The sequence below is a fragment of the Corynebacterium sp. HMSC068G04 genome, assembly GCF_001814885.1.
GTDB classification, from domain to species: domain Bacteria; phylum Actinomycetota; class Actinomycetes; order Mycobacteriales; family Mycobacteriaceae; genus Corynebacterium; species Corynebacterium hiratae.
The window spans coordinates 156,354-178,939 of sequence record NZ_KV818291.1; the positions used below are offsets into that span (position 1 = coordinate 156,354).

The window sequence follows — 22,586 nt, forward strand, 5'->3', positions numbered from 1 at the left end:
GGAGACGATGTTTTCTCTATCCAGATCATCACAAGTCGGTCAAAAATGCAACGAAAACCACAGTGATTCCGTTGACATTCGGACACATACGGGCAATAATCAACATTAAGCAACATTAGTTTCACGCTGACCACGGGCAATCTGCACCGAAGTTCTTGTTCGAGCCGCCGCGGCGCTTTTGCCCCAATATACGCACTCCGCGAAAGGGGACATTGTCCACGATGATCCTTACTTTGACCCCCAACCCGAGCATCGACGCCACAGTGCGCCTGAACGAGGCGCTCGACCCCGGTGCTGTCCACCGCGCCGAGTCTGTCTCCAGCGTTGCTGGCGGTAAAGGCGTCAACGTTACGCATGCCGTAACGCTCGCCAACGTCGACAGCTTGGCGCTGCTCCCCGCCGCCCCCGCTGATCCTTTCTTGGCCCTTGCTGATGACGCGTCCATCCCCGTACATGCAGTACACACGGCCGGCGCGGTGCGCACCAATACCACTCTGACCGAGCCAGACGGCCGGACGACCAAACTCAACGGTCCCGGCCCCACGCTCGATGAGTCAGTTCAGCAAGACGTGGCACAGGCCGTTGCTGAACACTGCGCCAACGCCGAGTGGATCGTCATGGCAGGCTCCCTGCCCAAGGGGGTTCCCACCGACTGGTACACGCAGCTCATCACTGTCGCTCGCGAGGCGAACCCCAACATCCGTGTAGCCGTCGACACCTCCGATGCCCCTATGGTGGCTCTCGGAGAGAACCTCGAGGTAGCCAGCCCCGATCTCATCAAGCCCAATGGCCTTGAGCTTGGACAGCTAGCCAACGTTGATGGCCAGGCCCTCGAAGCTGCCGCCGAGAACGGTGATTTTAGCGGTGTGGTCGAGGCCGCGAGGGTCGTCGTCAAGCGCGGCATTCCTGAGGTTCTCGTCACCCTAGGTGGCGCTGGCGCAGTGCTGGTCACCACCGATGAAGCGTGGGCCGCTACTCCCCCGCCCATTACCCTCCGTTCCACCGTGGGTGCCGGCGATTCTTCGCTCTCCGGCTATATCCTCGCCCGCCGCAGCGGTGCCTCCTACCCCGAAGCGTTGCGTCAGGCCGTGGCCTACGGATCGGCTGCCGCAGCGCTCCCAGGAACCCAGATACCAACCCCTGAAGAACTCGATATTAAACACACGACGGTTCAGGCCGTCACCGACCTTTAGCAGTACTGAGGAGTACTTACCCGATGTCATCAGAACTCATCACCACCGACCTTGTGGCGCTCGACGCCGACTTCGGTGGCAGCATCGAATCAGTCATTACCAACCTGGCCACGCTTGTCCATGACACCGGCCGCGCCACCTCCATCGAAGAGCTGGCCGGCCCCGCCATCGAGCGTGAAGCCAAGGCCGGCACCGGTGTTCCCGGCGGGGTTGCCATCCCGCACTGCCGCTCCGCCGCAGTGTCTGAACCCACCTTGGCCTTCGCCCGCCTCTCGCGCGGCGTGGACTTTTCCGGCCCCGATGGTGACGCCCACCTGGTATTCCTCATTGCTGCCCCGGAAGGTGGCGGTAAAGCACACCTGAAGATCCTCTCCAAGCTTGCCCGCGCGCTGGTGAAGAAGGACTTCCTGGAGGCTCTGCGCACCGCGCAGACCAAGGAGGAAATCGTCTCCCTGGTACTCGACGTGGTTAACGCCGAAAAGCCGAAGAAGAAGGCGACGTCCAGTGAATCGGCACCTGCCGCTGCGGCTGCAGCGCCTGCCTCGACCAAGGCTGTGGACTCAAAGAAGACTCACATCGTGGCCGTCACCGCATGCCCGACCGGCATTGCCCACACATACATGGCGGCCGACGCCCTCACCCAGACCGCCGAGGAGCGCGACGATGTCGAGCTCACCGTAGAGACCCAGGGATCTTCCAATAACACCGCTGTTTCTGCAGACACCATCGCGGCTGCCGACGCCGTCATTTTCGCCACCGATGTCGGTGTTCGCGACCGGGAGCGCTTCGCCGGCAAGCCCGTCATTGAATCGGGCGTCAAGCGCGCCATCAACGAGCCGGGTGTGATGCTCGATGAGGCTATCGCTGCGTCCAAGAACCCTAACGCGCACAAGGTTGCGGGCACTGCAGGCGCAGCCTCCTCTAGTTCCGCGGAAGAAGGCGAAGGACTGGGCTGGGGCAAGCGCATTCAGCAGGCCATCATGACCGGCGTGTCCTACATGGTTCCCTTCGTCGCCGCCGGTGGCCTCCTCTTGGCCTTGGGCTTCCTCTTCGGTGGCTACGACATGGCAAACGGCTGGCAGGCCATCACCACCGATTACTCGCTGACCAACCTGCCGGGCCATGACGTCATGGTTGATGGCGAAATGATGACCTTCCAGAAGGCAGGATTCGCCCTATACATCGGCGCCGTGCTTTTCGCTATCGGTCAAGCGGCGATGGGATTCATCGTCGCAGCGCTCTCCGGCTACATCGCCTTCGCACTGGCAGGCCGCCCGGGCATCGCGCCGGGCTTCGCCGGCGGTGCTATTGCTGTTACCTTGGGCGCCGGCTTCATCGGTGGTCTGGTCACCGGTCTCATCGCGGGTTTCGTGGCCATGTGGATTGGCAAGTGGAAGGTCCCGCGCTGGATCGGTTCCCTCATGCCTGTCGTTATCATCCCGCTGCTCGCCACGATGATTACTGGCCTGCTCATGTACCTGGTTCTCGGTGCCCCACTGGCCGCCATCATGGAAGGCCTGCAGAACTGGCTGGCCTCCATGTCCGGATCCTCCGCTGTCCTTCTGGGCATCATCCTCGGCCTGATGATGTGCTCCGACTTGGGTGGTCCGGTCAACAAGGCTGCCTACCTCTTCGCCACCGCTGGTCTGTCCACGGGTGATGAGGCTTCCATGAAGATCATGGCCGCCGTTATGGCCTCCGGCATGGTTCCGCCGATTGCGCTGTCCATCGCTACCTTCGTACGCAAGAACCTGTTCACGCCCGCGGAGCAGGAGAACGGCAAGTCGGCCTGGCTGCTGGGTCTGTCCTTCGTCTCCGAAGGTGCTATCCCGTTCGCCGCTGCCGACCCGCTGCGCGTTATCCCTTCGATGATGCTCGGTGGCGCCGTCACTGGTGCTCTATCGATGTCCCTGGACGTCATGTCGCGCGCCCCGCACGGCGGAATCTTCGTCATCTTTGCTATCGAACCTGCGTGGGCCTACTTCGTGGCCATTCTCGCCGGCGTCATCGTGTCCGCCATTGCGGTTATCGCGATGAAGCGATTCTGGCCCAACAAGGCTGCTGAAGAGGCTGCTGCGAAGGCCGACATGGCCGAGGCTGCCGCCTAGCACCTAACCCGCGTACACTTGTAAGCACGAAATACCGTAATTCGAAAGGATTATCATCATGGCTTCTAAGACCGTCAAGGTTGGCTCCTCCGTCGGACTGCACGCACGTCCGGCCTCCATCATCGCTGACGCCGCCGCTGAGTTCGATGAGGACATCTTCCTCACCCTCGTTGGCGATGAGGACGAGGATGAGACCGATGCCGCTTCTTCCCTCATGATCATGGCTCTCGGCGCCGAGCAGGGCGACGAAGTCACCGTGACCTCCGAGAACGAGGCCGCTGTGGAGAAGATCGCCGGTCTCATCGAGCAGGACCTCGACGCTTCCTAAAGCACTTTCCGTTTATAGAACGGCAGAGCTCCCGCCTCCCTCTTGTACTGAGGGTGGCGGGAGCTTTCTGTTGCTTGGTTGTCTAGCACAAGGTTCTAGTCATCAGGCTCTACTCAAACGGTTCTGTTGGGGGCAAGGAAACCATATGGAGGTGCCTAGAAGGTTCATTTGACCTCAGGAGAACCTTCTGACCCAAACCGTTTGAATGGAACCATGTGTATGCGCGTCTTCATGCCGCAGAGGGACCGAAGCAAACGCACCTTATACAGATTTCTGCACGCAATCACCTGGGGTTTGCGTAAATACGCGTCCAGATGGTGCCTTTACTCCGGTCCCTTATCCTCGCTAGTCGGCGTAAGCGCCTCTAGTACTTCGCGCCGCGGCCCTCACCAATGGTGCCGTAGAGCTTCTTCATCACCGGGTAGAGCACGATGATGCCGACAGAGCCCCAGGCAATACCTTCCAGCGTCACGCCGAAGACGTCGAGGGTGAGGTTGCCAATGCCCGCGATGAGCGCCACCGCCGCCGCAGTGAGGTTGACCGGGTTGTTGAAGTTGACCTTGTTGTCCATCCAGATGCGCACGCCCAGCATGCCGATGAGGCCGTAGAGGACAATGCAAGCACCACCCAGCACGCCGGTGGGGATGGTAAAGATGAGCGCGCCAAACTTCGGGATGAAGGCCAGAGCGATGGCTGTGATAGCAGCTACCCAGTAGGCGGCCGTGGAGTAGACGCGGGTCGCGGCCATCACGCCGATATTCTCCGCATAGGTCGTTGTACCGGAGCCGCCGAAACCACCGGCTAAGGAGGTAGCCAGGCCATCGGCGATGAGAGCGTCACCGGCCAGATCATCGAGATCGCGTTTGGTCATCTCCGAGACGGCCTTGACGTGACCGACGTTCTCAGCAATCAGCACAACCAGCACCGGCAGGGCTGCCGCGATGGCGGAGACGTGGAACTCCGGCGCATGGAACTGCGGGAAGCCAATCCAGGCTGCTTCGCGGATGGACTCCACGGCACCTTCGCCAAGGTTGCCCGTGGCAGCCGCAAAAGCCCAACCGACGACGACGCCGATAAGAATCGACAGGCGCGACACCATGCCGCGACCAGCGACGGTGGCCAGGATGATGACCGCCAGCGTCACCGTGGCAACTAGAGGCTGGCTCGAATAATTGGTGGCAGCATTGGGCGCCAAGTTAAGGCCGATCAGTGCCACGATGGCGCCGGTCACAGCCGGCGGCATGACGGCGTCAAGGACCTTGCGGCCCGCTGCCTTCACCGCGAAACCAATCGCCACCAGGACCAGGCCAGTCACTAAAACGGAGCCCGCCTGTGCGCCAATGCCGTACTGCTGGGAGGCGCTCAGCGGTGCAATGAACGCGAAAGAGGAGCCCAGGTAGGAAGGCAGGCGGTTGCGGGTAATCAGGAGGAATAGGATTGTTCCCAGGCCTGAAAACAGCAACGTCGTATTGACCGGGAATCCGGTCAGGGTGGGCACCAGCAGTGTCGCGCCGAACATGGCCACGACGTGCTGCATGCCGATGCCGATGGTGCGGCCCCAGCTCAATCGTTCTTCGGGTGCGACGACCGCGCCCGGCTTAATCGTTTTTCCGTCCCCGTGGACGGCCCAGCCAAAATTACTCACGAACCATAATTATGGCTCACGGGAGCACCGAAACCTAAGCGTCCTCACCGGCCACGCGAAATTCCCTGAGTTCGGCGGCAATGGAGGCGGGCAGGCGAACGTCGACAAGCGTGCCCTCCCCCGTGTACTCCTCGCTACGCACGGTGCCCTGGGTATGGATGCGATCGACCACGTCTCCGCGGGTAAAAGGAATGAGCAACTGCACATGCTCGTCCTGGGAATTGAGGAAGAGCTCCACGCGCGTGGTGAGCTCATCGATGCCCTCCCCCGTCTTGGCGGAGACATACACCACGTTGTCACGGTCAAGGGCGTGGCGAAGCTCCGCCAGCACCAGCGGATCGGCCTGGTCTATCTTGTTGATGACGATGATCTCCGGCGGGGCCTCCTCGCCGGTTTCCTTCACGATGTCATAGATGACCGCATTAACCGCCTCAATTTGCTTCAGCGGGAAGGGATCTGAGCCGTCCACGACGTGCAGCATCAAGTCTGCTGCGAGGACCTCCTCCAAGGTGGACTTGAAGGCCTCCACCAACTGTGTGGGAAGGTGGCGGACGAAACCAACGGTATCGGTGAAGACGACCTGGCGGCCATCAGCAAGCTCGGCGCGCCGGGTGGTGGGGTCCAAGGTAGCGAACAGCGCATCCTCCACCAGCACGCCAGCGCCCGTCATTGCGTTGATGAGCGAAGACTTACCAGCGTTGGTGTAGCCGGCGATCGCAATCTGCGGGATCGTCGATGACGCACGGCGCGAGCGCTTAATCTCACGCGCCGTCTTCATCGCCTTAAGCTCCTTCCGCAGCAGCGCCATCTGCGTGCGGATACGCCGACGGTCCGTCTCAATCTTGGTTTCACCGGGGCCGCGCAGACCGACGCCGCCGTTGGAACCAGCACGGCCGCCCGCCTGGCGCGAGAGGTTGCCGCCCCAACCACGGGTATGCGTATAGAGGTATTCCAACTGCGCGAGCGAGACTTGGGCTTTGCCTTCCTTGGACTTGGCGTGCTGCGCAAAAATATCCAAGATGAGCATGGTGCGGTCGATAACTTTGGTGTTGAGAGCGCGTTCCAAGGCAGAGAGCTGGCCGGGGGTTAGCTCGCCGTCGCACACCACGGTATCCGCGCCAGTGGCAGCCACGATATCCTTGAGCTCGTTCACTTTGCCGGAGCCGATATAGGTACCCGGGTCCGGCTTATCGCGCTTTTGATACAGGGCTTCTACTACTTCGGCTCCCGCGGTTTCCGTGAGCGCCGCGAGCTCCGACATCGTGGCCTCAACCTCGGCCACGGTGCCTTCAGTCCACACTCCTACGAGGACTACTTGTTCAAGGCGCAGCTTGCGGTACTCCACTTCGTAGCCGTCGGTGGTGTCTTCTGCGCGAATGGTGGTCTCGCGGGTTACTCGGCGGAAGGCGTTGCGCTCAGCTAGGTCGAGATCACCGGTAGTCGGCTCCGGTGAGGTGGGCGCGGGCTCACCAAAAGCCTGCGCGAGGAGATCATCATGGGTTTCTTTTGTCATATGCTTTCTATTCTTGCACGTCACGCCTCTTAACAGGGAATCTCCGTTGCACACGACCTTGTGCCGATCCCGGCGGCAAGGCTCACCGACAACATTTTTGAGTCATCGCGGCGCCAGATACAATGGGCCGCATGACCGTCAAAGAGACCACTCACCCAGAGATGCAGGCCATTGGCCTCAACTACGAGCGCTGGCAGGACGCCGTCGAAGCAGCCATTTCGACCAACCAGCTGGCAGTCACGGGGGAGGTTCGCGGAGGACAACTCATTCAGTTCTCGGATCCTTCCGGGGCGCAACTCAATATCCTTGCCGTCGAACCTTTCGCCACCTTCATTGGGTTTGAGGGCGTCACCCAAGGCTTCGCCCACGTCTCTATGATCAACGATGTCTTGGCTTACCTGGACATCATCGATCCTTTCGGAAACGTTCTCGCGCAAGCGACGGCGAACTTGGCGCAGGGCCCGCTCTTGGCTGATGAGGACACCCAGCAGTGGCAGCAGGTAGAGCTTACTGCGATGGGTCTCGATGTCACCGCGTTCGACAACGCAGATGCCTACGAAGCCGAGAAGGGCACCTACCCAGCCACGTTTGAATCCACCGGTGCGGCAGTTGTTGCGGCCGGTTCCGGCGCCGAATCCCCTACCCCGGGCTGCACTTTTTCCGCTCGGGTTATGGAGTCCGAGTGGCGCCACAACCAGCTCACCGGTGAGCGCTTCATGCACCTCGTCATGGATGGCACCTTCCCCTTCGATCTGTGTCTGCCGGAGAGCTTTGGCGAGCTGCCGCCGAAGGATTCCGTGCTTGCAGGTTCGGCGATGCTGACCGCCTCTATCGCGCTGCCCACCGGCGGCTGTGGCGGCGAGGGCGGCTGCGCCTGCGGCTCTGGAGGCTGCGGCGGCCACTAGGCATACCGTAGAGTTGTAAACATGAGTTTTTCCGCATCTCAGCGTCAGGGTTTTGCCCTGCTCCTTGCCGGGGTTACCGCTACGGTACTGGTTCTGACGCTGAAGCTGCCGGGAGTTATTCTCGCCATCTTTATCTGCGGGGCGCTATGGCTGTTTGTCGGCGCCCGCCCCGATGCCTCGGAACATGCGGCGCTGCGGGCTTCCATTGCGCTCACGGTGGAAGACATCACGGGCGTCCTCGAGGACTACGCCACATTTGCTACGAGCGACGACGCTGAAGCATTGGCGGACCGCACGCTCCACCGCCCAGCGCTTGCCGACGTCGACTGCACGAACCCCACTATCGAAGCGTTCCACTATGAAATGCATGGCGCGCAGCGTTTCTTGCGCCGCCTCGATGCGCGGGTTAACTCGCCAGATACTGGCACCAGCGAACTCGAATCCTTGCTCAAGGTGGCCGATGATCGGGCCGCCGAGCTCAAGGAGTCGTGGCTCGCTGCCCGCCGCGCCGCCTTGGCGCTAGGGACCAACTACAAAAAGGGGGACGGACGCTAAACGCCGTCCCGAAAACCCTATAGTGAGGTTTCGCCTGTGGCTACGATGCGCGAAGGCCCCGTCAGCGTAGATCCGTCCTCAGTGATTTCTACCTGGACCTCGCCGCCGGGGACGACGACGCGGACGCGGCCGGTGGTGTGGGAGGCGTCGGCAAGCGCGGCGCACGCTGCGGCCACCGTTCCGGTACCGCACGAACGTGTCTCCCCTGAGCCGCGCTCGAAGACGCGCATGTGAATCACGCCATCGTGCAGCGGAGTAACCAGCTCCACGTTGACGCCTGCCGGGAAGAAGTCAGTATCGAAGACGGGCTGCTCAAGGCGCTTCGCCGCCAAATCCTCCGCGGTCAGTCCCGGGATAACGGCCGCTAGGTGAGGGTTTCCCATATCTACCCCGAGCCCGGCGAAGCTCTCCCCCGCCATCGAAGCGGTGGAGACACCGAGCACCTGTGCAGGTCCCATCTCCACGCTGACTTCGGCTTCAGTCTCGTTGAAGGAGTGGACGGTGACCTGCTTGGCCCCAGCGCGCGTGCCGACGGTGAAAGTATCGGTGTTCACCAGCCCACGGGAGCGCACCCAATGCGCGAAAACGCGGGTACCATTGCCGCACATTTCCGCCACCGAACCGTCCGCGTTGCGGTAGTCCATGAACCAGTCATCGGTGTTAATACCCGGCGCGAGCTCATCGATTTCTCCAGAGGCGAGCAAGTCACCTGCACGTATGACGCGCAAGACGCCGTCGGCGCCGATCCCTGCGCGGCGATCACACAGTGCCACTACCTTTTCCGGCGGTAGCGACTCGGTTCCTTCCACAATGACGAAGTCGTTTTCCGTTCCGTGGCCTTTAGCAAACTTCATAGGAGTAGAGTCTAACTCTCTTCGAGGACACGCAAAGCCTGCGTTGTCGTATCAGCCGCGGCATCCAGCCAGTGGATGCGCTTATCACGGTTAAACCAGGCACGCTGGCGACGCACATAACGACGGGTTCCAGTGATGGTACGCTCCACCGCTTCTTCCCAGGTGAGCTCTCCACACTGGGCTTGGAGGACTTGGGCATAACCGATGGCCCGCCCCGCCGTCGAGTCAGCCTTCAGGCCGTGCGCCTGAAGGTTCTCGACCTCTTCGACCAACCCCTTGTCGAACATGAGGCGACTGCGCAGCTCGATTCGCGGATTCAGCCAACTGGAGTCCGTGCGCAGCCCAAGGATTCTTGTACCCCACCGGGGCGGTGCGTTCTTCGGCGGCTGGCTGGCCTTGAACGGCTTGCCCGTGAGCTCAATGACCTCCAGCGCGCGCACGGTACGGCGTGGGTCCTTGTCTTCGATGATGGCTGCGGCTGCCGGGTCCACGCTGGCAAGTTCTGCGTGCAAGGCATCGGTGCCGATCTCTTGACGCCGGGCTTCCCAGCGAGCGCGCACCTGCGCATCAGTGGGTGGGAATTGCCAGTTGTCCACGAGCGATTGGACGTAGAGCATGGATCCACCGACGAGGATCGGGGTTTTGCCACGGCCACGAATGCTGTCTATATCCGCGATGGCGGAGGACTGGTAGCGGGCTACTGACGCCGTTTCCGTCACGTCCCACACATCGAGCTGGTGGTGCGGGATACCTTCGCGCTCCTCCATCGTCAGCTTGGCCGTGCCGATGTCCATGCCCCGGTAAAGCTGCATCGAATCGACGTTGACTACTTCCCCGTCAAGCTCGTGCGCCAAGGCGACTCCGAGTGCTGATTTTCCGGAGGCCGTCGGCCCTACGACGGCAATCGGGGTTGGGCCGCTACTGAGAGTCTCTGGCATTAGCACTGCCACCCCGCCACATAGCGGCCCACGCCCAACGTCGAATCTGCAGCCCGGAGTTCTGCATGATGCGGGTGCACGCCTGCTAGCTGCGCCCACAGTGCCGTTTCGAGCACTCCCGTCGAATGGAGCAGCTCTTCGTCACAGTCTTCCTCCGCGCCGGCCAGCACGCTCTCGCACCACAGGTGAGTGTCCCGCGCACCCTCGACGAGGGCGAGCGGCGCGCGCTCTGTCAAGCCTGCAGAGCCATCAACGCACACTATTGTGAACCGTCCGGAACGCACTTCCCCTAGGGAGGCGCGGGAGTCTTCCACCGTGAAGGCGTGGTGACTGCTTTCTGCCCCGAGCGCGCTAGTGAGTACGTAGCGGGCCATGATTTCGGGCAGGTAGTTTCCGCCGCCGACGTCGACCTGGGGTGCGCCCCACGCTCTCAAACTTCCCGTGCGCTCGGTACGCCAGCGCGCATCGCGCGATCCCACGATGTCGACCTTAAGCGGTGCCCTACCGTTGACGCGTGCGGCATCACGTGCGAGCTCGCAGGCGGCGCTAAGGAGCGCGCGCGAAGCGTCATCGCTCGGTGACAATTCTTCCGCCAAGGCCGGTGAGGCTGGCATAACCATGAGATTTTGCATCAACTCCCATCCTATAAGGTTAGTTTTTCGGGGTTAACACGCGGCTGCGCGGCGGAAACGGTAGTGTTGTGTCACATAAGTTCTGGCAGCCGTGTCGCGCGGCGCGATAATACCGAAGGTGGTTTCTTAGCATGTCCGCTATTCCTTCCCCTGGAGCCATGCCTCGCAAGGGCGCTCGTCCCGGCCCGTCTTCCTCTGCCCCGGCAGCACGTCCCGTGCAGCCCGCAAAAAACGATCCGGCCCAGTGGGGCCGCGTTGATGCTGATGGATCGGTATTCGTCAAGGCCCCCGAAGGCGAACGCAAAATCGGCGAGTGGCAGGCCGGCACCCCGGAAGAGGGCTTGGCGCACTTTGGTGCACGCTATGACGATCTGTCCACCGAGATCGAACTGCTAGAATCCCGCCTCACAGCCCATCCGGGCGATGCTGCGTCGATCAAGGCGACTGCTGCGGAACTGCGAGAGTCCCTACCTACACAGGCAGTAATTGGTGATATCGCGGCACTGGACAAGCGCCTAGCCACTATCATCGAACACTCCGTGGAAGCCGGTGAGCAAGCACAGGCTGACAAGGCTCGTCGCCGCGAAGAAGCCATTGCCAAAAAGGAAAAGCTCGCTGCCGAGGCCGAGGACATCGCCGCCAACTCGACGGAGTGGAAGGCCGCCGGCGACCGTATCCGCGCCATCTTGGAGGAATGGAAGCAGATCCGTGGCATCGACCGCCAGACGGATGATGCCCTGTGGAAGCGCTACTCCCGCGCCCGTGACTCCTTCAACCGCCGCCGCGGCTCCCACTTCGCCGAACTGGATCGCAACCGCGCGGCCGCCCGCGCCAAGAAGGAAGAGCTGGTAGAGCGCGCAGAAGCTATTCAGGACTCCACCAACTGGGGCGAAACGGCGCGCGCGTACCGTGATCTCATGACGGAGTGGAAGGCTGCGGGCCGTGCCCCTCGTGAGATCGACGACAAGCTCTGGGCCCGTTTCCGCGCCGCCCAGGATCACTTCTTCAACGCCCGCAACGCCGTCAATGACGAGCGGGACAAGCAGTTCGCAGAGAACGCCGCCGCCAAGGATGCGCTCATTGCGGAATATGACTCCCTGATTGATCCCACCAAGTCGATCGACTCGGCGAAAGCCAAGCTGCGGGAGCTGCAGGAAAAGTGGGAGGAGATCGGTTTCGTTCCGCGCAACCAGGTGCGCGAGTACGAGGCCAAGATCTCGGCGCTGGAAAAGCGCGTGAGTGACGCCGAGGATTCACAATGGCGCCGGACGGACCCAGAGGCCCAGGCCCGCGTGGCCCAGTTCCAGTCCAAGGTCGATGATTTCACCGCGCAGGCAGAAGCTGCCGAGGCCAAGGGCAACACCAAGAAGGCGGAAGAACTGCGTGCCCAGGCCAAACAGTGGCAGGAATTCGCCGATGCCGCAGCGGCTGCTGTCAACGACAAGTAGCACCCTAGTCTGAGTGTTCGTTCAGATTGTCGCGCCACCGGGTTCGGCCTCAGCTGAGCCGGCGGATTGCCTGCGCAGCTTCGTTTTCGACGCCAACCTCGCCGCCCAAGAGGCCAGTGGCGATCCCGCTGCCAGCGGTTCCCCGCGCCGTGTGCTTCAGCGCCTGCAAGGCTCCACAGAGTCTCGCACCTATCTCTTTGGGCTGACTGACTCCGCCTTGGGGCGGGCTGGTGAGCTGGGTCTACCCGTTATCTCAGCGGCAGAGCCCAGCCCCGAAATCGATTTCGATGGCTTCATCCACATCTCCCTTCCGCTCTTGGAAGAAACGGAGAACGCCGATATCGAATGCGTCCTCGCCGCGGATCTCCTGCCCCTGCCTGGGGAGGAACTAGAGCCAGAGGCTCTCGACGTTACCCGATCCCTCGCCCGCGAGGCACTCCGGCTTACCCGCCAGCTGGGTCGCACGACTGCCCAGGTTGGCATGCTGTACCCGCCAGACGCGGACCATACCTATGACCCAATGTCGCAAGCCTACCTTGAGCTCGGTTTTCGTCGCAAACATGCCGAGCGCCAAATGTTCGTCGAAATAGCCCCCACTCCTCCGGTGGTTGGAGCGCAGGTGTGGCCCGACTACGACATCCCGGAAGAGCTGCTTGATGATGTCCTGCGCCTGCTCACCCTAGCCTCCACCGACGCGGTCTACGGTGACTTAAGCGTCGAGCCCATCGTGTGGACACGACAGCGCCTGAATGAAGCGCACGCACGGCTGCGCTCGCGCAAAGCGCATACGCTCCTCGTCGGCATTGTTGAACAGGGACGCGTCGTCGCACTCACCGAGCTCTCCCGCCACGGCGATGCGGACCCTGAGGTATGCGAGTGGACTCTTACCGTGACAGACCGCGAACAGCGCCGTCGTGGCCTGGCTACACGTGCCAAGCAGCATGCCCAGTATGCGGTGGCGCACCACTGGCCCGACGTCCGCCGGGCTTACTGCTCAGTCGCCCAGGCGGATCCGGCGATGAATGCGCTCTACAAGCGCCTCGGCGCGCACGTCATCTCGGCGAGCAGCGCCTACGAGTTGACCGTGGAGAACGGATAGTCGGTGTAGCCGTGCGCTCCACCCGTATAGAATGTGGTCTCATCCGGCGCAGTAACAGGAAGCTCCTCCTGCCAGCGGCGAACGAGATCCGGGTTAGAGATGGCCAACCGGCCCACGGCCACGGCATCACCGTGGTGTACTAGATCCTCGGCTTCCGCGCGCTGGGTCACCTGTCCAAACCCCGAGTTCAGGATGACACGGGTACGCCCGTTAGCACGCGCTTCGGCGCTCAGCTCAGTAATGAGCTCACCCGTAGGCGCTGCATGCAGGAAGGAGACGTAGGCCAAACCAAGGTCTGCGACAGCGCGCAGCAACCCACCATAGGTGGCACGCACATCCGCAGCGTCGGTTTCCTCAATGCCCTGAATATTGTGCTGCGGGGACAGGCGCAGCGCTACGCGGTCGGCTCCGATCTCCTTGGCCACGGCACGCAGGATCTCCACTACTAGGCGGTAGCGCTTCTCCGGGGTTCCGCCGTAGGCATCCTCTCGGTGATTCGAGCTCGGAGAAAGGAACTGGTGCAGCAGATAACCGTTCGCACCATGAAGCTCCACGCCATCCATCCCAGCATCGATGGCATTGCGGGCAGCTTGGCGGAACTCATCGACAATGCGCGGTAGCTCCTCGATGTCGAGGGCGCGGGGCACCGGGCACTCCTTGCGGGATTCGAAATCTCGGACCGCAGTGCCCGATGCCAGCGCAGAGGGTGCCACCGGTTCTGCACCCTCGAGGAGGCTGGCATGAGAAAGGCGCCCGCCGTTCATCACCTGCATGAAAATGCGTCCGCCAGCTTCGTGGACGGAATCGGCCACTCGCCGCCAGCCGGAAATCTGTTCTGGAGTTTCGATACCGGGCTGGCCAGGGAAAGCGCGGCTGGTCACTGCGGGGAAAACGCCCTCCGTCACGATAAGACCCAGGGAAGCGCGCTGCGTGTAGTACGTCTCGTGCAAATGCGTGGGGACACCGTCACGGCCTGCCCGTGAGCGGGTCAACGCTGCCATGGTCACGCGGTTTGGCAGGGTCAGTCGTCCCAATTCAAGTGAGTCGAAGAGTGTAGTCATGCACTCCACAACACGAATCTCGTAGCGCTTATTCCTCGTCCTGCTGGCGCCGGTGGCGGGAGGCCGCGCGGGAGCGGCGGTCGTCGATAAGCAGCGGATTCTGTTCTGCCGGCAGCTCGGTAGCGGCTTCGGTCTGCAGGACTCCCACGTGATCGAGCTGGCCGGCGACTTCCCGCACGCGTTCTGCGGCGGCCAACTGCTCGGGACTGCGGCGCAGTGCTACCTGGCAGTACACAAGAAAGGCGACCAACGTTGAGAAGACGCCCACGTACATACCTATGGCAGCGCCATCCGAGGCGCTGTCCCTGTACCAAAATCCCCACAGGTTAGCGAAGAAAGAGATCGTCGTCATCATCCACGCTACGAGAGCCAGCTTGGTCCGGCGAGTGATGATCGTGGCGGTGGTTAAGATCCCCACCCCACCCAGCGCTAGCCATGCGCTGACGGTTTCCATGAGGGAGATACGCACGCCCTCGGCCGTTCCACCGACGAAGAGAGCTTCCCAGCCGCGGGCATCACCGGCATAGGGCAAAACCAAGTAAGCAACCCACGCCACGACGGACACGATGAGCGCATATTTGTGCTTTCCCAACTCGAGGGTCTGCGCTGCGCGCTTCTCAGCAGCAACGGCATCGTGAACGGACTTTAAGTCATCACTCATAAAACGGAGCCTACCCCCTTTTAGCAGCCGCAGGAATCGGCAGGAGCACTGGGCTTGCCGACGCCCGGCAGACCCAGACCCACCCCAATTGGTGCCGTCGTGGGCGTCTGCCCCGCCGCCGACATATCACCGGCCTTCGTGCGACGGTGCTCGCTCACGCCGGAATCAGCCACCAGGAAGAAGGAGCCTGCATCCGTCACGGTAGCGTGCACAACATCACCGGGGCGAATCTCCGCAGAGATGTCCTTGCCCGCGGCATCGACTGGTGCAAAGTGAACAAGGCGACCATCACGCGCGCGTCCGGTGAGGCGGTGGGTCTCGGCGGCCTTGCGGCCGCCTTCCGCCTGCACCAACAGCTCTACATCAGTGCCGACAAGCTTGGCGTTTTCCTCTGCCTGAATGGAATCCTGCAAGGCGACGAGGCGCTCGAAGCGCTCCTGCACAACTTCCTTGGGGATTTGGTTATCCATTTCTGCGGCCGGGGTGCCGGGGCGCGGCGAGTACTGGAAAGTGAAAGCGGAGGCGAAACGTGCGCGGCGAACCACGTCCATCGTGGCTTCGAAATCCTCCTCGGTCTCGCCTGGGAAGCCCACGATGATGTCGGTGGTAATTGCCGCGTGTGGCATCTTCTCACGGACCTCGTCGAGAATCCCCAGGAACTTTTTCGTGCGATAGGAACGGCGCATGTCCTTGAGGACCTTGTCAGACCCAGACTGCAGCGGCATATGCAGCTGCGGGCACACAGCCGATGTCTCCGCCATGGCATCAATAACGTCGGAGGTGAACTCGGCCGGGTGCGGCGAGGTAAAACGCAAGCGCTCGAGGCCCTCAATCTTGCCTACCTCGCGCAGCAACTTGGAAAAGGCGAAGCGATCACGCGGCAGGTCTGGGTCCGCGAAGTTGACGCCATAGGCGTTGACGTTCTGCCCCAATAGGGTCACTTCGGACACGCCTTGATCTACCAAGGCCTGAACTTCTGCGAGGATATCGCCGGGGCGGCGGTCTTCCTCTTTGCCACGCAGCGAAGGGACGATGCAGAAAGTACAGGTGTTATTACAGCCCACGGAGACCGAGACCCACCCGGCATAGGCGGATTCGCGCTTTGCCGGCAGTACGGAGGGGAAAGCCTCGAGGGCATCGACGATTTCCACCTGCGCTTCATTGTTGTGACGTGCACGCTCAAGCAGTGCCGGCAGCGCCGCCATGTTATGGGTGCCGAAAACCGCATCCACCCACGGCGCGTGGTCCAAGACGGTGTCCTTATCCTTCTGCGCCAAGCAGCCGCCAACCGCGATCTGCATGCCGGGATGGTTTTCTTTCGTCTTCTTCAGCGCACCCAGGGTGCCGTACAGGCGCTTGTCGGCGTTCTCGCGCACGGCACAGGTATTGAAAACGATGAGGTCAGGCTCGGCGCCATCCGGCGCCGCCGAGTAGCCGGCCTCCTCGAGCAGGCCGGAAATGCGCTCGGAATCATGAACGTTCATCTGGCAGCCAAAGGTCCGCACCTCATAGGTGCGGGGCTGGTTATTAGTTACGGGGGAGCTCACGTGGGGACATTCTAACTGGGCGGCCGCACTACTCATAATGCCGCGACCGCATATAAGAGTTATGGATTTGTTACACAAACCTCCCCGCCTCCACTATCCACACGCCTATTGTTCTACATATGATTCAGCTCACTCTATCTAAGGAGGTGTGATGTGACCGAACATTCCGGTCCGATGATCAAGATGGACGGAGTCAATAAGTACTTCGGTGACTATCACGCTCTCCGCGATATCAACTTGGAGATTGGCCGCGGCGATGTCGTCGTTGTTCTCGGTCCGTCCGGCTCCGGCAAGTCCACCCTGTGCCGCACCATCAACCGGCTTGAAACCATCGACGAGGGTTCCATCGCGATCGACGGCACTCCCCTTCCTGAAGAGGGACGCGAGCTAGCCAAGCTGCGTGCGGACGTGGGCATGGTGTTCCAGCAATTCAATCTCTTTCCACACAAGACCATCAAGGACAACGTCACTCTGGGGCCTATCAAAGTCCGCAGGATGAAGAAGTCCGAGGCCGAAGAGCGTGCGATGCAACTGCTTGACCGCGTTGGAATTGCTAATCAATCAGAAAAGTACCCTGCACAGCTCTCCGGCGGCCAGCAACAACGTGTCGCCATTGCACGTGCCTTGGCTATGCGCCCGAAAGTCATGCTCTTCGACGAACCTACCTCAGCTCTCGACCCTGAGATGGTCAACGAGGTGCTTGACGTCATGACGGATTTGGCCAAAGAAGGCATGACCATGGTCGTGGTGACCCACGAGATGGGCTTCGCCAGGCGCGCGGCCGACCGCATCCTCTTCATGGCCGACGGGGCCATCGTCGAGGACACCGACCCGGAATCCTTCTTCACCAACCCACAATCAGAACGAGCAAAGGACTTCTTGGGCAAGATCCTGCAGCACTAAACGGCTACCAGTTCACCTCTTTTCTCTACCTTCATTCATTTTCCACTCACCTCATCAAGGAGAATCTCATGTCCCGCACTTTCAACCGCATTACTGCCACCGCCGCCGCCATCGCCGCATCCAGCGCTCTGCTCGTTGCGTGTGGTGATTCTTCTGATTCCGCCAGCGGAGGCGAGGGCCTTCTCGGCGCTATCGAGTCTGGCTCTGTCACCCTAGGCACCAAGTTCGACCAGCCGGGTCTGGGCCTGCGCGAGGGCGATGGTTCTATGACCGGCCTCGACGTTGACATTGCCACCTACGTGGTCAACCACATTGCCAAGGATAAGGGGTGGGAGGAGCCGGAGATCGAGTGGCGCGAGACTCCGTCCGCGCAGCGTGAAACTCTGATCGAGAACGGCGAGGTTGACCTCATCACCGCAACGTACTCCATCAACGCTTCCCGCGCGGAAAAGGTCAATTTCGCTGGTCCGTACCTCATCACCCACCAAGCGCTTCTTACCCAGGCTGATAACAAGGAGATCACCGGGCTCGAGGGCCTCGACGGCAAGATCCTGTGCTCTGTCACCGGCTCCACCCCGGCACAGAAGGTGAAGGAAGCTCTGCCCAGTGTGCAGCTGCAGGAGTACGACACCTACTCCTCCTGTGTGGAGGCACTGAGCCAGGGCAACGTCGACGCCATGACTACCGACGCGACGATTCTTAACGGCTACGCCGCCCAGAATCCTGGCAAGTTCCAAGTCGTCGAGTTGGAGAAGGACGGCAAGCCCTTCACCGATGAGTACTACGGCGCGGGTCTGAAGAAGGATGATCAAGAGGCGACAGACGCTGTCAACAAGGCCCTGGAAGAGCTTCATTCCTCCGGCGAGTTCGACAACCTCGTAGCCAAGAACTTGGACAAGGGCGAGGGCATCGACGAGGCCACCGTCGGTGACCTCTCCTTCCTCAACTCCTAAACGCTCGATTAGCCCCCACCTAGCCTGCGCCGAGGACATTCAGCCTCGGCGCAGGCCTGTTAGTAGGAGATTTCTATGGAATCCATGTGGGCCGCACTAGGCCCCGAACTATGGCCAGCCTTTTGGCTCACCATCCAGCTGACGTTCTGGTCTGCCATCGGCGCAATGATCCTCGGCACCATCCTCACTGCCATGCGTGTCTCCCCCGTAAGAATCCTGCGGTGGATTGCCACGACGTACATCACGACGGTGCGCAATACTCCCTTGACTCTCATTATCCTCTTCTGTTCTTTTGGCCTGTACCAGAACCTAGGGCTCACGCTTGCTAGCCGGGACTCTGCGACCTTCCTAGTGGATAACAACTTCCGCCTCGCCATCGTCGGGTTCATCTTGTACACCTCGGCATTCGTTGCGGAATCCTTGCGCTCGGGAATCAACACCGTGGACTTCGGTCAAGCCGAGGCCGCACGATCGCTGGGTTTGAGCTTCTCACAGACCTTTAGCACGATCGTCTTCCCTCAGGCGGTACGTGCGGCAATCGTCCCCCTGGGAAATACGCTCATCGCGTTGACCAAGAACACCACGATCGCCTCCGCAATCGGTGTGGCGGAAGCTTCCCTACTGATGAAATCCACCATTGAGATGCATGCGAGCCAGCTCTTTGTCATCTTCTTTATCTTCGCGCTGGGCTTCATCATCCTGACCTTGCCCATGGGCTTAGGCCTAGGCAAACTCTCCGAAACTGTGGCGGTGAAGAAATAATGGCTGTACGCGCAACCGTGCTTTATGACGCCCCCGGCCCCAAGGGCAAGCGGCGCAATCTCATCTATACCGTCATCACCGTCGTTCTCTCGCTAGCTGCACTGTATTGGGTGCTGTCTACATTGGGTGAGCGCGGGCAACTCGACTCCGCGTTATGGACCCCTTTTCTTAACAGCCAAACGTGGACCACGTACCTGCTCCCTGGCCTGCGCGGAACGATCCTTTCCGCTGTAGCATCCATCATCTTGGCCATCGTGTTCGGCGTCATCTTCGGCCTAGGCCGATTGAGCGAGAACGTCATCGTACGCGGCGTATGTGGTGTGGTCGTGGAATTCTTCCGCGCCATCCCCGTCCTGCTGCTCATGATTTTTGCCTACCAGCTTTTCGCCATCTATAACGTAGTTCCGTCGAAGCAGCTGGCGTTTAGCGCCGTGGTCTTCGCGTTGACCCTCTACAACGGCTCTGTCGTCGCAGAGATTCTGCGCTCCGGAATCAAGTCGCTGCCCAAGGGGCAAACTGAAGCCGCCCGCGCGCTGGGGCTGTCGCATGGGCAAACAATGCGTACCATCCTGCTCCCGCAAGCAGTAGCCGCAATGCTTCCGGCCCTCATCGCCCAGATGGTTATTGCGCTCAAGGACTCTGCGTTGGGCTACCAGATTGGCTATGTCGAGGTGGTGCGCTCCGGTATCCAATCGGCGTCCTACAACAAGAATTACCTGGCCTCGCTCATCGTCGTTGCGATCATCATGATCCTCATCAACTGGGGGCTGGGCCTCCTAGCCGAACGCATCGAACGTCAGCTTCGAGCGGGCCGTGCGCGCCGGAACATCATCGCTAAAGTTCCGGAGCAACCAGACCAAGGCTTGGACACCAAAGACCAGGTCAACGTTGATTGGCACTCAGAAAGCTATACAGAAATCCGCAACCCGGACGAATAGAAACAGCTAGGAGAGCTCGGCGATGCGCGCATCCAGCACTTCGATGGAAATACGCATCACCAGCTCCTGGCGATAGCCGCGCCGCGCGAGTGTTCCTACAATGCGACGCAGGAATTTGTCCCTCTCATGGCGGTCGGCGGGAACACTCTTCAAGGTTCGCGCCTTCTTCTCCGCTACGCGGCGCGCTACGGCCTCCTCAGATTCCTCGGTAATCTGCTCTAGGGCCGCTGCGCGATCGGCGGCCTCAACGCCCTTCTCCTTGAGTTCCACATTGAGGGCACGGGCCGACTTACCGCGCCGCGCGTGGCGCTGGCGCACCCACTCCTTGGCGAAGGTTTCATCATCAACGAGCCCCACCCCTGCAAGGTCATCGACCACGTCCTCGACCACATCGGGCTCAAAGTCCGCCGCGACAAGCCGGTCACGCAGTTCCTTGCGGGAACGTGCACGTTGATCTAGCAAGCCTAATGCTCGGGAGCGCACGGGCGCCTTCGCTGCTTCAGCATTCGCATCAACAAGCTGCCCACCGGCGTCGCCCGCCTCGTAGGCTTCGAGAGCTTGACGTAGCTTCTCTAGCTTCTCTGGTGAAGGTTGTGCCATTGCGCCTGTTTAGTCGTCGTCGAAATCAACGTTCGGTACCAGATCCACAGCCTCATCCGTCAGCGGATCGTCTGCACCCGGCACATCCATGGCGACGTCCTCACCAGCTTCGGCTGCGGCAGCACCCACGCCGAGCTTGACGAAGATCTTCTTCTCAATCTCATCCGCTAGATCGGGGTTGTCCTTGAGGAAGTTGCGGGCCTTTTCCTTGCCCTGCCCCAGCTGATCGCCTTCGTAGGTAAACCACGAGCCAGACTTCTTAATGAACCCGTGTTCGACACCCAAGTCAATGATGGAAGACTCGCGCGAAATGCCTTCGCCGTACATGATGTCGAACTCAGCGATCTTGAACGGCGGGGACACCTTGTTCTTCACCACCTTGAGCTTGGTGCGGTTACCAATGGCATCCTGGCCGTCCTTCAAGGTTTGGATTCGGCGGATATCGCAGCGCACAGAGGCATAGAACTTCAGCGCCTTACCACCCGTGGTCGTTTCCGGTGAGCCAAACATCACGCCGATCTTTTCACGCAGCTGGTTGATGAAGATGGCGGTAGTCCCGGAGTTGTACAGAGCACCCGTCATCTTGCGCAGCGCTTGGGACATGAGACGGGCTTGGAGGCCAACGTGGCTATCTCCCATCTCACCCTCAATTTCCGCCTTGGGCGTCAAGGCGGCTACGGAGTCAATCACGATGATGTCGATGGCGCCAGAGCGCACGAGCATATCTGCGATTTCCAGAGCCTGCTCACCGGTATCCGGCTGGGAAACCAAGAGGTTATCCGTGTCCACGCCAAGCAGACGCGCATACTCAGGATCGAGCGCGTGCTCCGCATCGATAAACGCCGCGATGCCACCGGTCTTCTGCGCCGATGCGATAGCATGCAGAGCAACGGTGGTTTTACCCGAAGATTCAGGTCCATAAATCTCTACGATGCGACCGCGCGGGAAGCCACCGACGCCCAGCGCAATGTCGATGGCCGTATTACCGGAGGAAATGGCCTGGATCGGCGGGCGGTCATCGTCACCAAGACGCATGACGGCTCCTTTGCCAAAATCCTTCTCAATCATCGCCATTGCGGCATCGAGGGCTTTCTGACGATCATCGCCCTTGCTAGCCGCCGAGGACTTCTTCTTCGTAGCCATTTATTTCCTCACTATCGTGCGTCAGTTAGTGTGTAGTGCTGTATGTCATTAAATGGGGGCACCTAGTTAGACTGCCATGAAGCAACTTCGGTTCCCAGGCCCGTCGCATTGTGTTTTCCGGCATCGTCCCGGTTCCATCACATGCCACGAAAGTACCCTAACGTTTCCACCAGACCACAACCCACAATACACACACAAGTGTTCGATTGCCCATTCGAGCAACGCGCGTGTCTGAGACCTAATCCAACGCCTCGCCGCCTAGTGAAGTTTCCACGGACCGCCCTGCTCTGCACGGACGAAAGACACCTGCTCATCGGCAGGCAGTACGGCAACTACCCCGCCCAGCGCGCTACAGACATCCAGCTCATCAAGAGAGGCCCTGCTGCTCACATACTTCGACGCTCCACGCCCCTGCGCATCCCGATAAATCTCAACACTCCCCGAGCTTGGCGGCACCCATTCATCATCCTCGTCGGTACCGCCCTGCCAGGTTCCTCCACTAGCGTTTATGACATCCTCCTCGACAGCCCCAGGGCAGATAAAGATCACGCGGTGATATTCGGAATCGAAGATGTCGCCGACGCGCATGTCGACGCTGCCAGGCTCCCCTTCCTCCACCCCGGCCGCTTCTTCGATATTTTCGATGACATTCGCGGAACCTATCAACGAACATCCAGCCACGCTCCCCAGCGCGATACCGGAAAGAAGCGCTACCACACTGACACGAGCAAGCCCTAAGACATGCTCCATCTTCTTTCTATTTGCCATGCCTCGAGATTACCCCGTTCGGGGTAGTTTCA

The 22,586-nt window shown here is 60.8% G+C and carries 22 protein-coding genes; 11 read left to right on the top strand and 11 right to left on the bottom strand.

The window, feature by feature from the left end:
- The first annotated feature begins 221 nt into the window (after window positions 1–221).
- The 3 genes from pfkB to HMPREF2993_RS00955 are packed head-to-tail and all read left to right on the top strand — an operon-like array spanning window position 222 to window position 3,629.
- On the top strand, window positions 222–1,193 hold the full coding sequence (gene pfkB, locus HMPREF2993_RS00945; protein ID WP_070513101.1) for a 1-phosphofructokinase: 972 nt from the start codon (window positions 222–224) through the stop codon (window positions 1,191–1,193).
- A gap of 23 nt (window positions 1,194–1,216) precedes the next feature.
- Window positions 1,217–3,301 carry a PTS fructose transporter subunit IIABC gene (locus HMPREF2993_RS00950; protein ID WP_070516879.1) on the top strand — a complete coding sequence of 695 codons (2,085 nt, stop codon included), beginning with the start codon at window positions 1,217–1,219 and terminating at the stop codon, window positions 3,299–3,301.
- A 58-nt stretch (window positions 3,302–3,359) separates the two neighbouring features.
- Window positions 3,360–3,629 (top strand): HPr family phosphocarrier protein, encoded by a 270-nt coding sequence (locus HMPREF2993_RS00955; protein WP_010190265.1) that lies wholly within the window; start codon window positions 3,360–3,362, stop codon window positions 3,627–3,629.
- 364 nt (window positions 3,630–3,993) lie between these two features.
- Here HMPREF2993_RS00955 and HMPREF2993_RS00960 read toward each other — a convergent pair whose 3' ends face one another.
- Complete coding sequence (locus HMPREF2993_RS00960; protein WP_070700479.1) at window positions 3,994–5,274, bottom strand: uracil-xanthine permease family protein; 1,281 nt, start codon at window positions 5,272–5,274, stop codon at window positions 3,994–3,996.
- 34 nt (window positions 5,275–5,308) lie between these two features.
- Window positions 5,309–6,787, bottom strand: a complete 1,479-nt coding sequence (hflX, locus tag HMPREF2993_RS00965; protein WP_070513095.1) for a GTPase HflX — start codon at window positions 6,785–6,787, stop codon at window positions 5,309–5,311.
- Window positions 6,788–6,909: 122 nt separating this feature from the next.
- Between hflX and HMPREF2993_RS00970 the strand changes: the two genes are divergently transcribed.
- Window positions 6,910–7,692 (top strand): hypothetical protein, encoded by a 783-nt coding sequence (locus HMPREF2993_RS00970; protein WP_070700482.1) that lies wholly within the window; start codon window positions 6,910–6,912, stop codon window positions 7,690–7,692.
- Window positions 7,693–7,713: 21 nt separating this feature from the next.
- The gene (locus HMPREF2993_RS00975; protein ID WP_070700485.1) at window positions 7,714–8,247 is read left to right on the top strand and encodes a hypothetical protein; all 534 of its coding nucleotides are present in this window, start codon (window positions 7,714–7,716) and stop codon (window positions 8,245–8,247) included.
- A gap of 17 nt (window positions 8,248–8,264) precedes the next feature.
- Here HMPREF2993_RS00975 and dapF read toward each other — a convergent pair whose 3' ends face one another.
- Genes dapF through HMPREF2993_RS00990 form a run of 3 tightly spaced genes read right to left on the bottom strand, consistent with a single transcriptional unit; the run spans window position 8,265 to window position 10,671 of the window.
- Window positions 8,265–9,101 (bottom strand): diaminopimelate epimerase, encoded by an 837-nt coding sequence (gene dapF / locus HMPREF2993_RS00980; RefSeq protein ID WP_046648245.1) that lies wholly within the window; start codon window positions 9,099–9,101, stop codon window positions 8,265–8,267.
- Window positions 9,102–9,112: 11 nt separating this feature from the next.
- Window positions 9,113–10,039 carry a tRNA (adenosine(37)-N6)-dimethylallyltransferase MiaA gene (miaA, locus tag HMPREF2993_RS00985; protein WP_070700488.1) on the bottom strand — a complete coding sequence of 309 codons (927 nt, stop codon included), beginning with the start codon at window positions 10,037–10,039 and terminating at the stop codon, window positions 9,113–9,115.
- Window positions 10,039–10,671, bottom strand: coding sequence for a hypothetical protein (locus HMPREF2993_RS00990; RefSeq protein ID WP_046648247.1), 633 nt, complete (start codon window positions 10,669–10,671; stop codon window positions 10,039–10,041). Before HMPREF2993_RS00990 ends, miaA begins: the two co-directional genes overlap by 1 nt.
- Before the next feature lie 131 nt (window positions 10,672–10,802).
- On the opposite strand from HMPREF2993_RS00990, the gene HMPREF2993_RS00995 reads away from it, so the two are divergent.
- Both HMPREF2993_RS00995 and HMPREF2993_RS01000 read left to right on the top strand, forming a co-directional pair.
- Window positions 10,803–12,119: a DUF349 domain-containing protein gene (locus HMPREF2993_RS00995; protein WP_070513083.1), complete on the top strand. Its 1,317-nt coding sequence runs from the start codon at window positions 10,803–10,805 to the stop codon at window positions 12,117–12,119.
- A 13-nt stretch (window positions 12,120–12,132) separates the two neighbouring features.
- Window positions 12,133–13,218, top strand: a complete 1,086-nt coding sequence (locus HMPREF2993_RS01000; RefSeq protein ID WP_070700491.1) for a GNAT family N-acetyltransferase — start codon at window positions 12,133–12,135, stop codon at window positions 13,216–13,218.
- Here the strand turns inward: HMPREF2993_RS01000 and HMPREF2993_RS01005 are convergent.
- Genes HMPREF2993_RS01005 through miaB form a run of 3 tightly spaced genes read right to left on the bottom strand, consistent with a single transcriptional unit; the run spans window position 13,191 to window position 16,523 of the window.
- Complete coding sequence (locus HMPREF2993_RS01005; RefSeq protein ID WP_070700494.1) at window positions 13,191–14,279, bottom strand: alkene reductase; 1,089 nt, start codon at window positions 14,277–14,279, stop codon at window positions 13,191–13,193. The two genes, HMPREF2993_RS01000 and HMPREF2993_RS01005, sit on opposite strands and share 28 nt — an antisense overlap.
- A 28-nt stretch (window positions 14,280–14,307) precedes the next feature.
- On the bottom strand, window positions 14,308–14,940 hold the full coding sequence (locus HMPREF2993_RS01010) for an Rv2732c family membrane protein (protein WP_046649363.1): 633 nt from the start codon (window positions 14,938–14,940) through the stop codon (window positions 14,308–14,310).
- Between the two features lie 20 nt (window positions 14,941–14,960).
- The gene (gene miaB, locus HMPREF2993_RS01015; protein WP_070513072.1) at window positions 14,961–16,523 is read right to left on the bottom strand and encodes a tRNA (N6-isopentenyl adenosine(37)-C2)-methylthiotransferase MiaB; all 1,563 of its coding nucleotides are present in this window, start codon (window positions 16,521–16,523) and stop codon (window positions 14,961–14,963) included.
- A gap of 138 nt (window positions 16,524–16,661) precedes the next feature.
- Between miaB and gluA the strand changes: the two genes are divergently transcribed.
- The 4 genes from gluA (at window position 16,662) to HMPREF2993_RS01035 (ending at window position 20,043) form a co-directional block, all read left to right on the top strand.
- Window positions 16,662–17,390 carry a glutamate ABC transporter ATP-binding protein GluA gene (gene gluA / locus HMPREF2993_RS01020; RefSeq protein ID WP_046649369.1) on the top strand — a complete coding sequence of 243 codons (729 nt, stop codon included), beginning with the start codon at window positions 16,662–16,664 and terminating at the stop codon, window positions 17,388–17,390.
- 68 nt (window positions 17,391–17,458) lie between these two features.
- Window positions 17,459–18,343 (top strand): glutamate ABC transporter substrate-binding protein, encoded by an 885-nt coding sequence (locus HMPREF2993_RS01025; protein ID WP_070700497.1) that lies wholly within the window; start codon window positions 17,459–17,461, stop codon window positions 18,341–18,343.
- Between the two features lie 75 nt (window positions 18,344–18,418).
- A complete protein-coding gene (gene gluC, locus HMPREF2993_RS01030) occupies window positions 18,419–19,105 on the top strand; it encodes a glutamate ABC transporter permease GluC (protein WP_049157556.1) in 687 nt (228 codons plus the stop codon).
- On the top strand, window positions 19,105–20,043 hold the full coding sequence (locus HMPREF2993_RS01035; RefSeq protein WP_046649359.1) for an amino acid ABC transporter permease: 939 nt from the start codon (window positions 19,105–19,107) through the stop codon (window positions 20,041–20,043). The genes gluC and HMPREF2993_RS01035 overlap by 1 nt, the downstream gene beginning before the upstream one ends.
- Window positions 20,044–20,049: 6 nt before the next feature.
- Here HMPREF2993_RS01035 and recX read toward each other — a convergent pair whose 3' ends face one another.
- The 3 genes from recX to HMPREF2993_RS01050 all read right to left on the bottom strand — a co-directional run bounded on the left by recX (window position 20,050) and on the right by HMPREF2993_RS01050 (window position 22,554).
- The gene (gene recX, locus HMPREF2993_RS01040; RefSeq protein WP_070516857.1) at window positions 20,050–20,643 is read right to left on the bottom strand and encodes a recombination regulator RecX; all 594 of its coding nucleotides are present in this window, start codon (window positions 20,641–20,643) and stop codon (window positions 20,050–20,052) included.
- 9 nt (window positions 20,644–20,652) lie between these two features.
- Complete coding sequence (gene recA / locus HMPREF2993_RS01045; protein ID WP_049157561.1) at window positions 20,653–21,786, bottom strand: recombinase RecA; 1,134 nt, start codon at window positions 21,784–21,786, stop codon at window positions 20,653–20,655.
- 258 nt (window positions 21,787–22,044) lie between these two features.
- On the bottom strand, window positions 22,045–22,554 hold the full coding sequence (locus tag HMPREF2993_RS01050) for a hypothetical protein (RefSeq protein ID WP_128081875.1): 510 nt from the start codon (window positions 22,552–22,554) through the stop codon (window positions 22,045–22,047).
- Window positions 22,555–22,586 lie beyond the last annotated feature (32 nt).

What these genes read in the sequence shown, in the direction of transcription:
- pfkB (WP_070513101.1), top strand. Translation starts at nt 222, where the DNA reads ATGATCCTTACTTTGACCCCCAACCCGAGCATCGACGCCACAGTGCGC.
- HMPREF2993_RS00950 (WP_070516879.1), top strand. Translation starts at nt 1,217, where the DNA reads ATGTCATCAGAACTCATCACCACCGACCTTGTGGCGCTCGACGCCGAC.
- HMPREF2993_RS00955 (WP_010190265.1), top strand. Translation starts at nt 3,360, where the DNA reads ATGGCTTCTAAGACCGTCAAGGTTGGCTCCTCCGTCGGACTGCACGCA.
- hflX (WP_070513095.1), bottom strand. Translation starts at nt 6,787, where the DNA reads ATGACAAAAGAAACCCATGATGATCTCCTCGCGCAGGCTTTTGGTGAG.
- HMPREF2993_RS00970 (WP_070700482.1), top strand. Translation starts at nt 6,910, where the DNA reads ATGGGCCGCATGACCGTCAAAGAGACCACTCACCCAGAGATGCAGGCC.
- HMPREF2993_RS00975 (WP_070700485.1), top strand. Translation starts at nt 7,714, where the DNA reads ATGAGTTTTTCCGCATCTCAGCGTCAGGGTTTTGCCCTGCTCCTTGCC.
- dapF (WP_046648245.1), bottom strand. Translation starts at nt 9,101, where the DNA reads ATGAAGTTTGCTAAAGGCCACGGAACGGAAAACGACTTCGTCATTGTG.
- miaA (WP_070700488.1), bottom strand. Translation starts at nt 10,039, where the DNA reads ATGCCAGAGACTCTCAGTAGCGGCCCAACCCCGATTGCCGTCGTAGGG.
- HMPREF2993_RS00990 (WP_046648247.1), bottom strand. Translation starts at nt 10,671, where the DNA reads ATGCAAAATCTCATGGTTATGCCAGCCTCACCGGCCTTGGCGGAAGAA.
- HMPREF2993_RS00995 (WP_070513083.1), top strand. Translation starts at nt 10,803, where the DNA reads ATGTCCGCTATTCCTTCCCCTGGAGCCATGCCTCGCAAGGGCGCTCGT.
- HMPREF2993_RS01005 (WP_070700494.1), bottom strand. Translation starts at nt 14,279, where the DNA reads ATGACTACACTCTTCGACTCACTTGAATTGGGACGACTGACCCTGCCA.
- HMPREF2993_RS01010 (WP_046649363.1), bottom strand. Translation starts at nt 14,940, where the DNA reads ATGAGTGATGACTTAAAGTCCGTTCACGATGCCGTTGCTGCTGAGAAG.
- miaB (WP_070513072.1), bottom strand. Translation starts at nt 16,523, where the DNA reads ATGAGTAGTGCGGCCGCCCAGTTAGAATGTCCCCACGTGAGCTCCCCC.
- gluA (WP_046649369.1), top strand. Translation starts at nt 16,662, where the DNA reads ATGATCAAGATGGACGGAGTCAATAAGTACTTCGGTGACTATCACGCT.
- HMPREF2993_RS01025 (WP_070700497.1), top strand. Translation starts at nt 17,459, where the DNA reads ATGTCCCGCACTTTCAACCGCATTACTGCCACCGCCGCCGCCATCGCC.
- gluC (WP_049157556.1), top strand. Translation starts at nt 18,419, where the DNA reads ATGGAATCCATGTGGGCCGCACTAGGCCCCGAACTATGGCCAGCCTTT.
- HMPREF2993_RS01035 (WP_046649359.1), top strand. Translation starts at nt 19,105, where the DNA reads ATGGCTGTACGCGCAACCGTGCTTTATGACGCCCCCGGCCCCAAGGGC.
- recX (WP_070516857.1), bottom strand. Translation starts at nt 20,643, where the DNA reads ATGGCACAACCTTCACCAGAGAAGCTAGAGAAGCTACGTCAAGCTCTC.
- recA (WP_049157561.1), bottom strand. Translation starts at nt 21,786, where the DNA reads ATGGCTACGAAGAAGAAGTCCTCGGCGGCTAGCAAGGGCGATGATCGT.
- HMPREF2993_RS01050 (WP_128081875.1), bottom strand. Translation starts at nt 22,554, where the DNA reads ATGGCAAATAGAAAGAAGATGGAGCATGTCTTAGGGCTTGCTCGTGTC.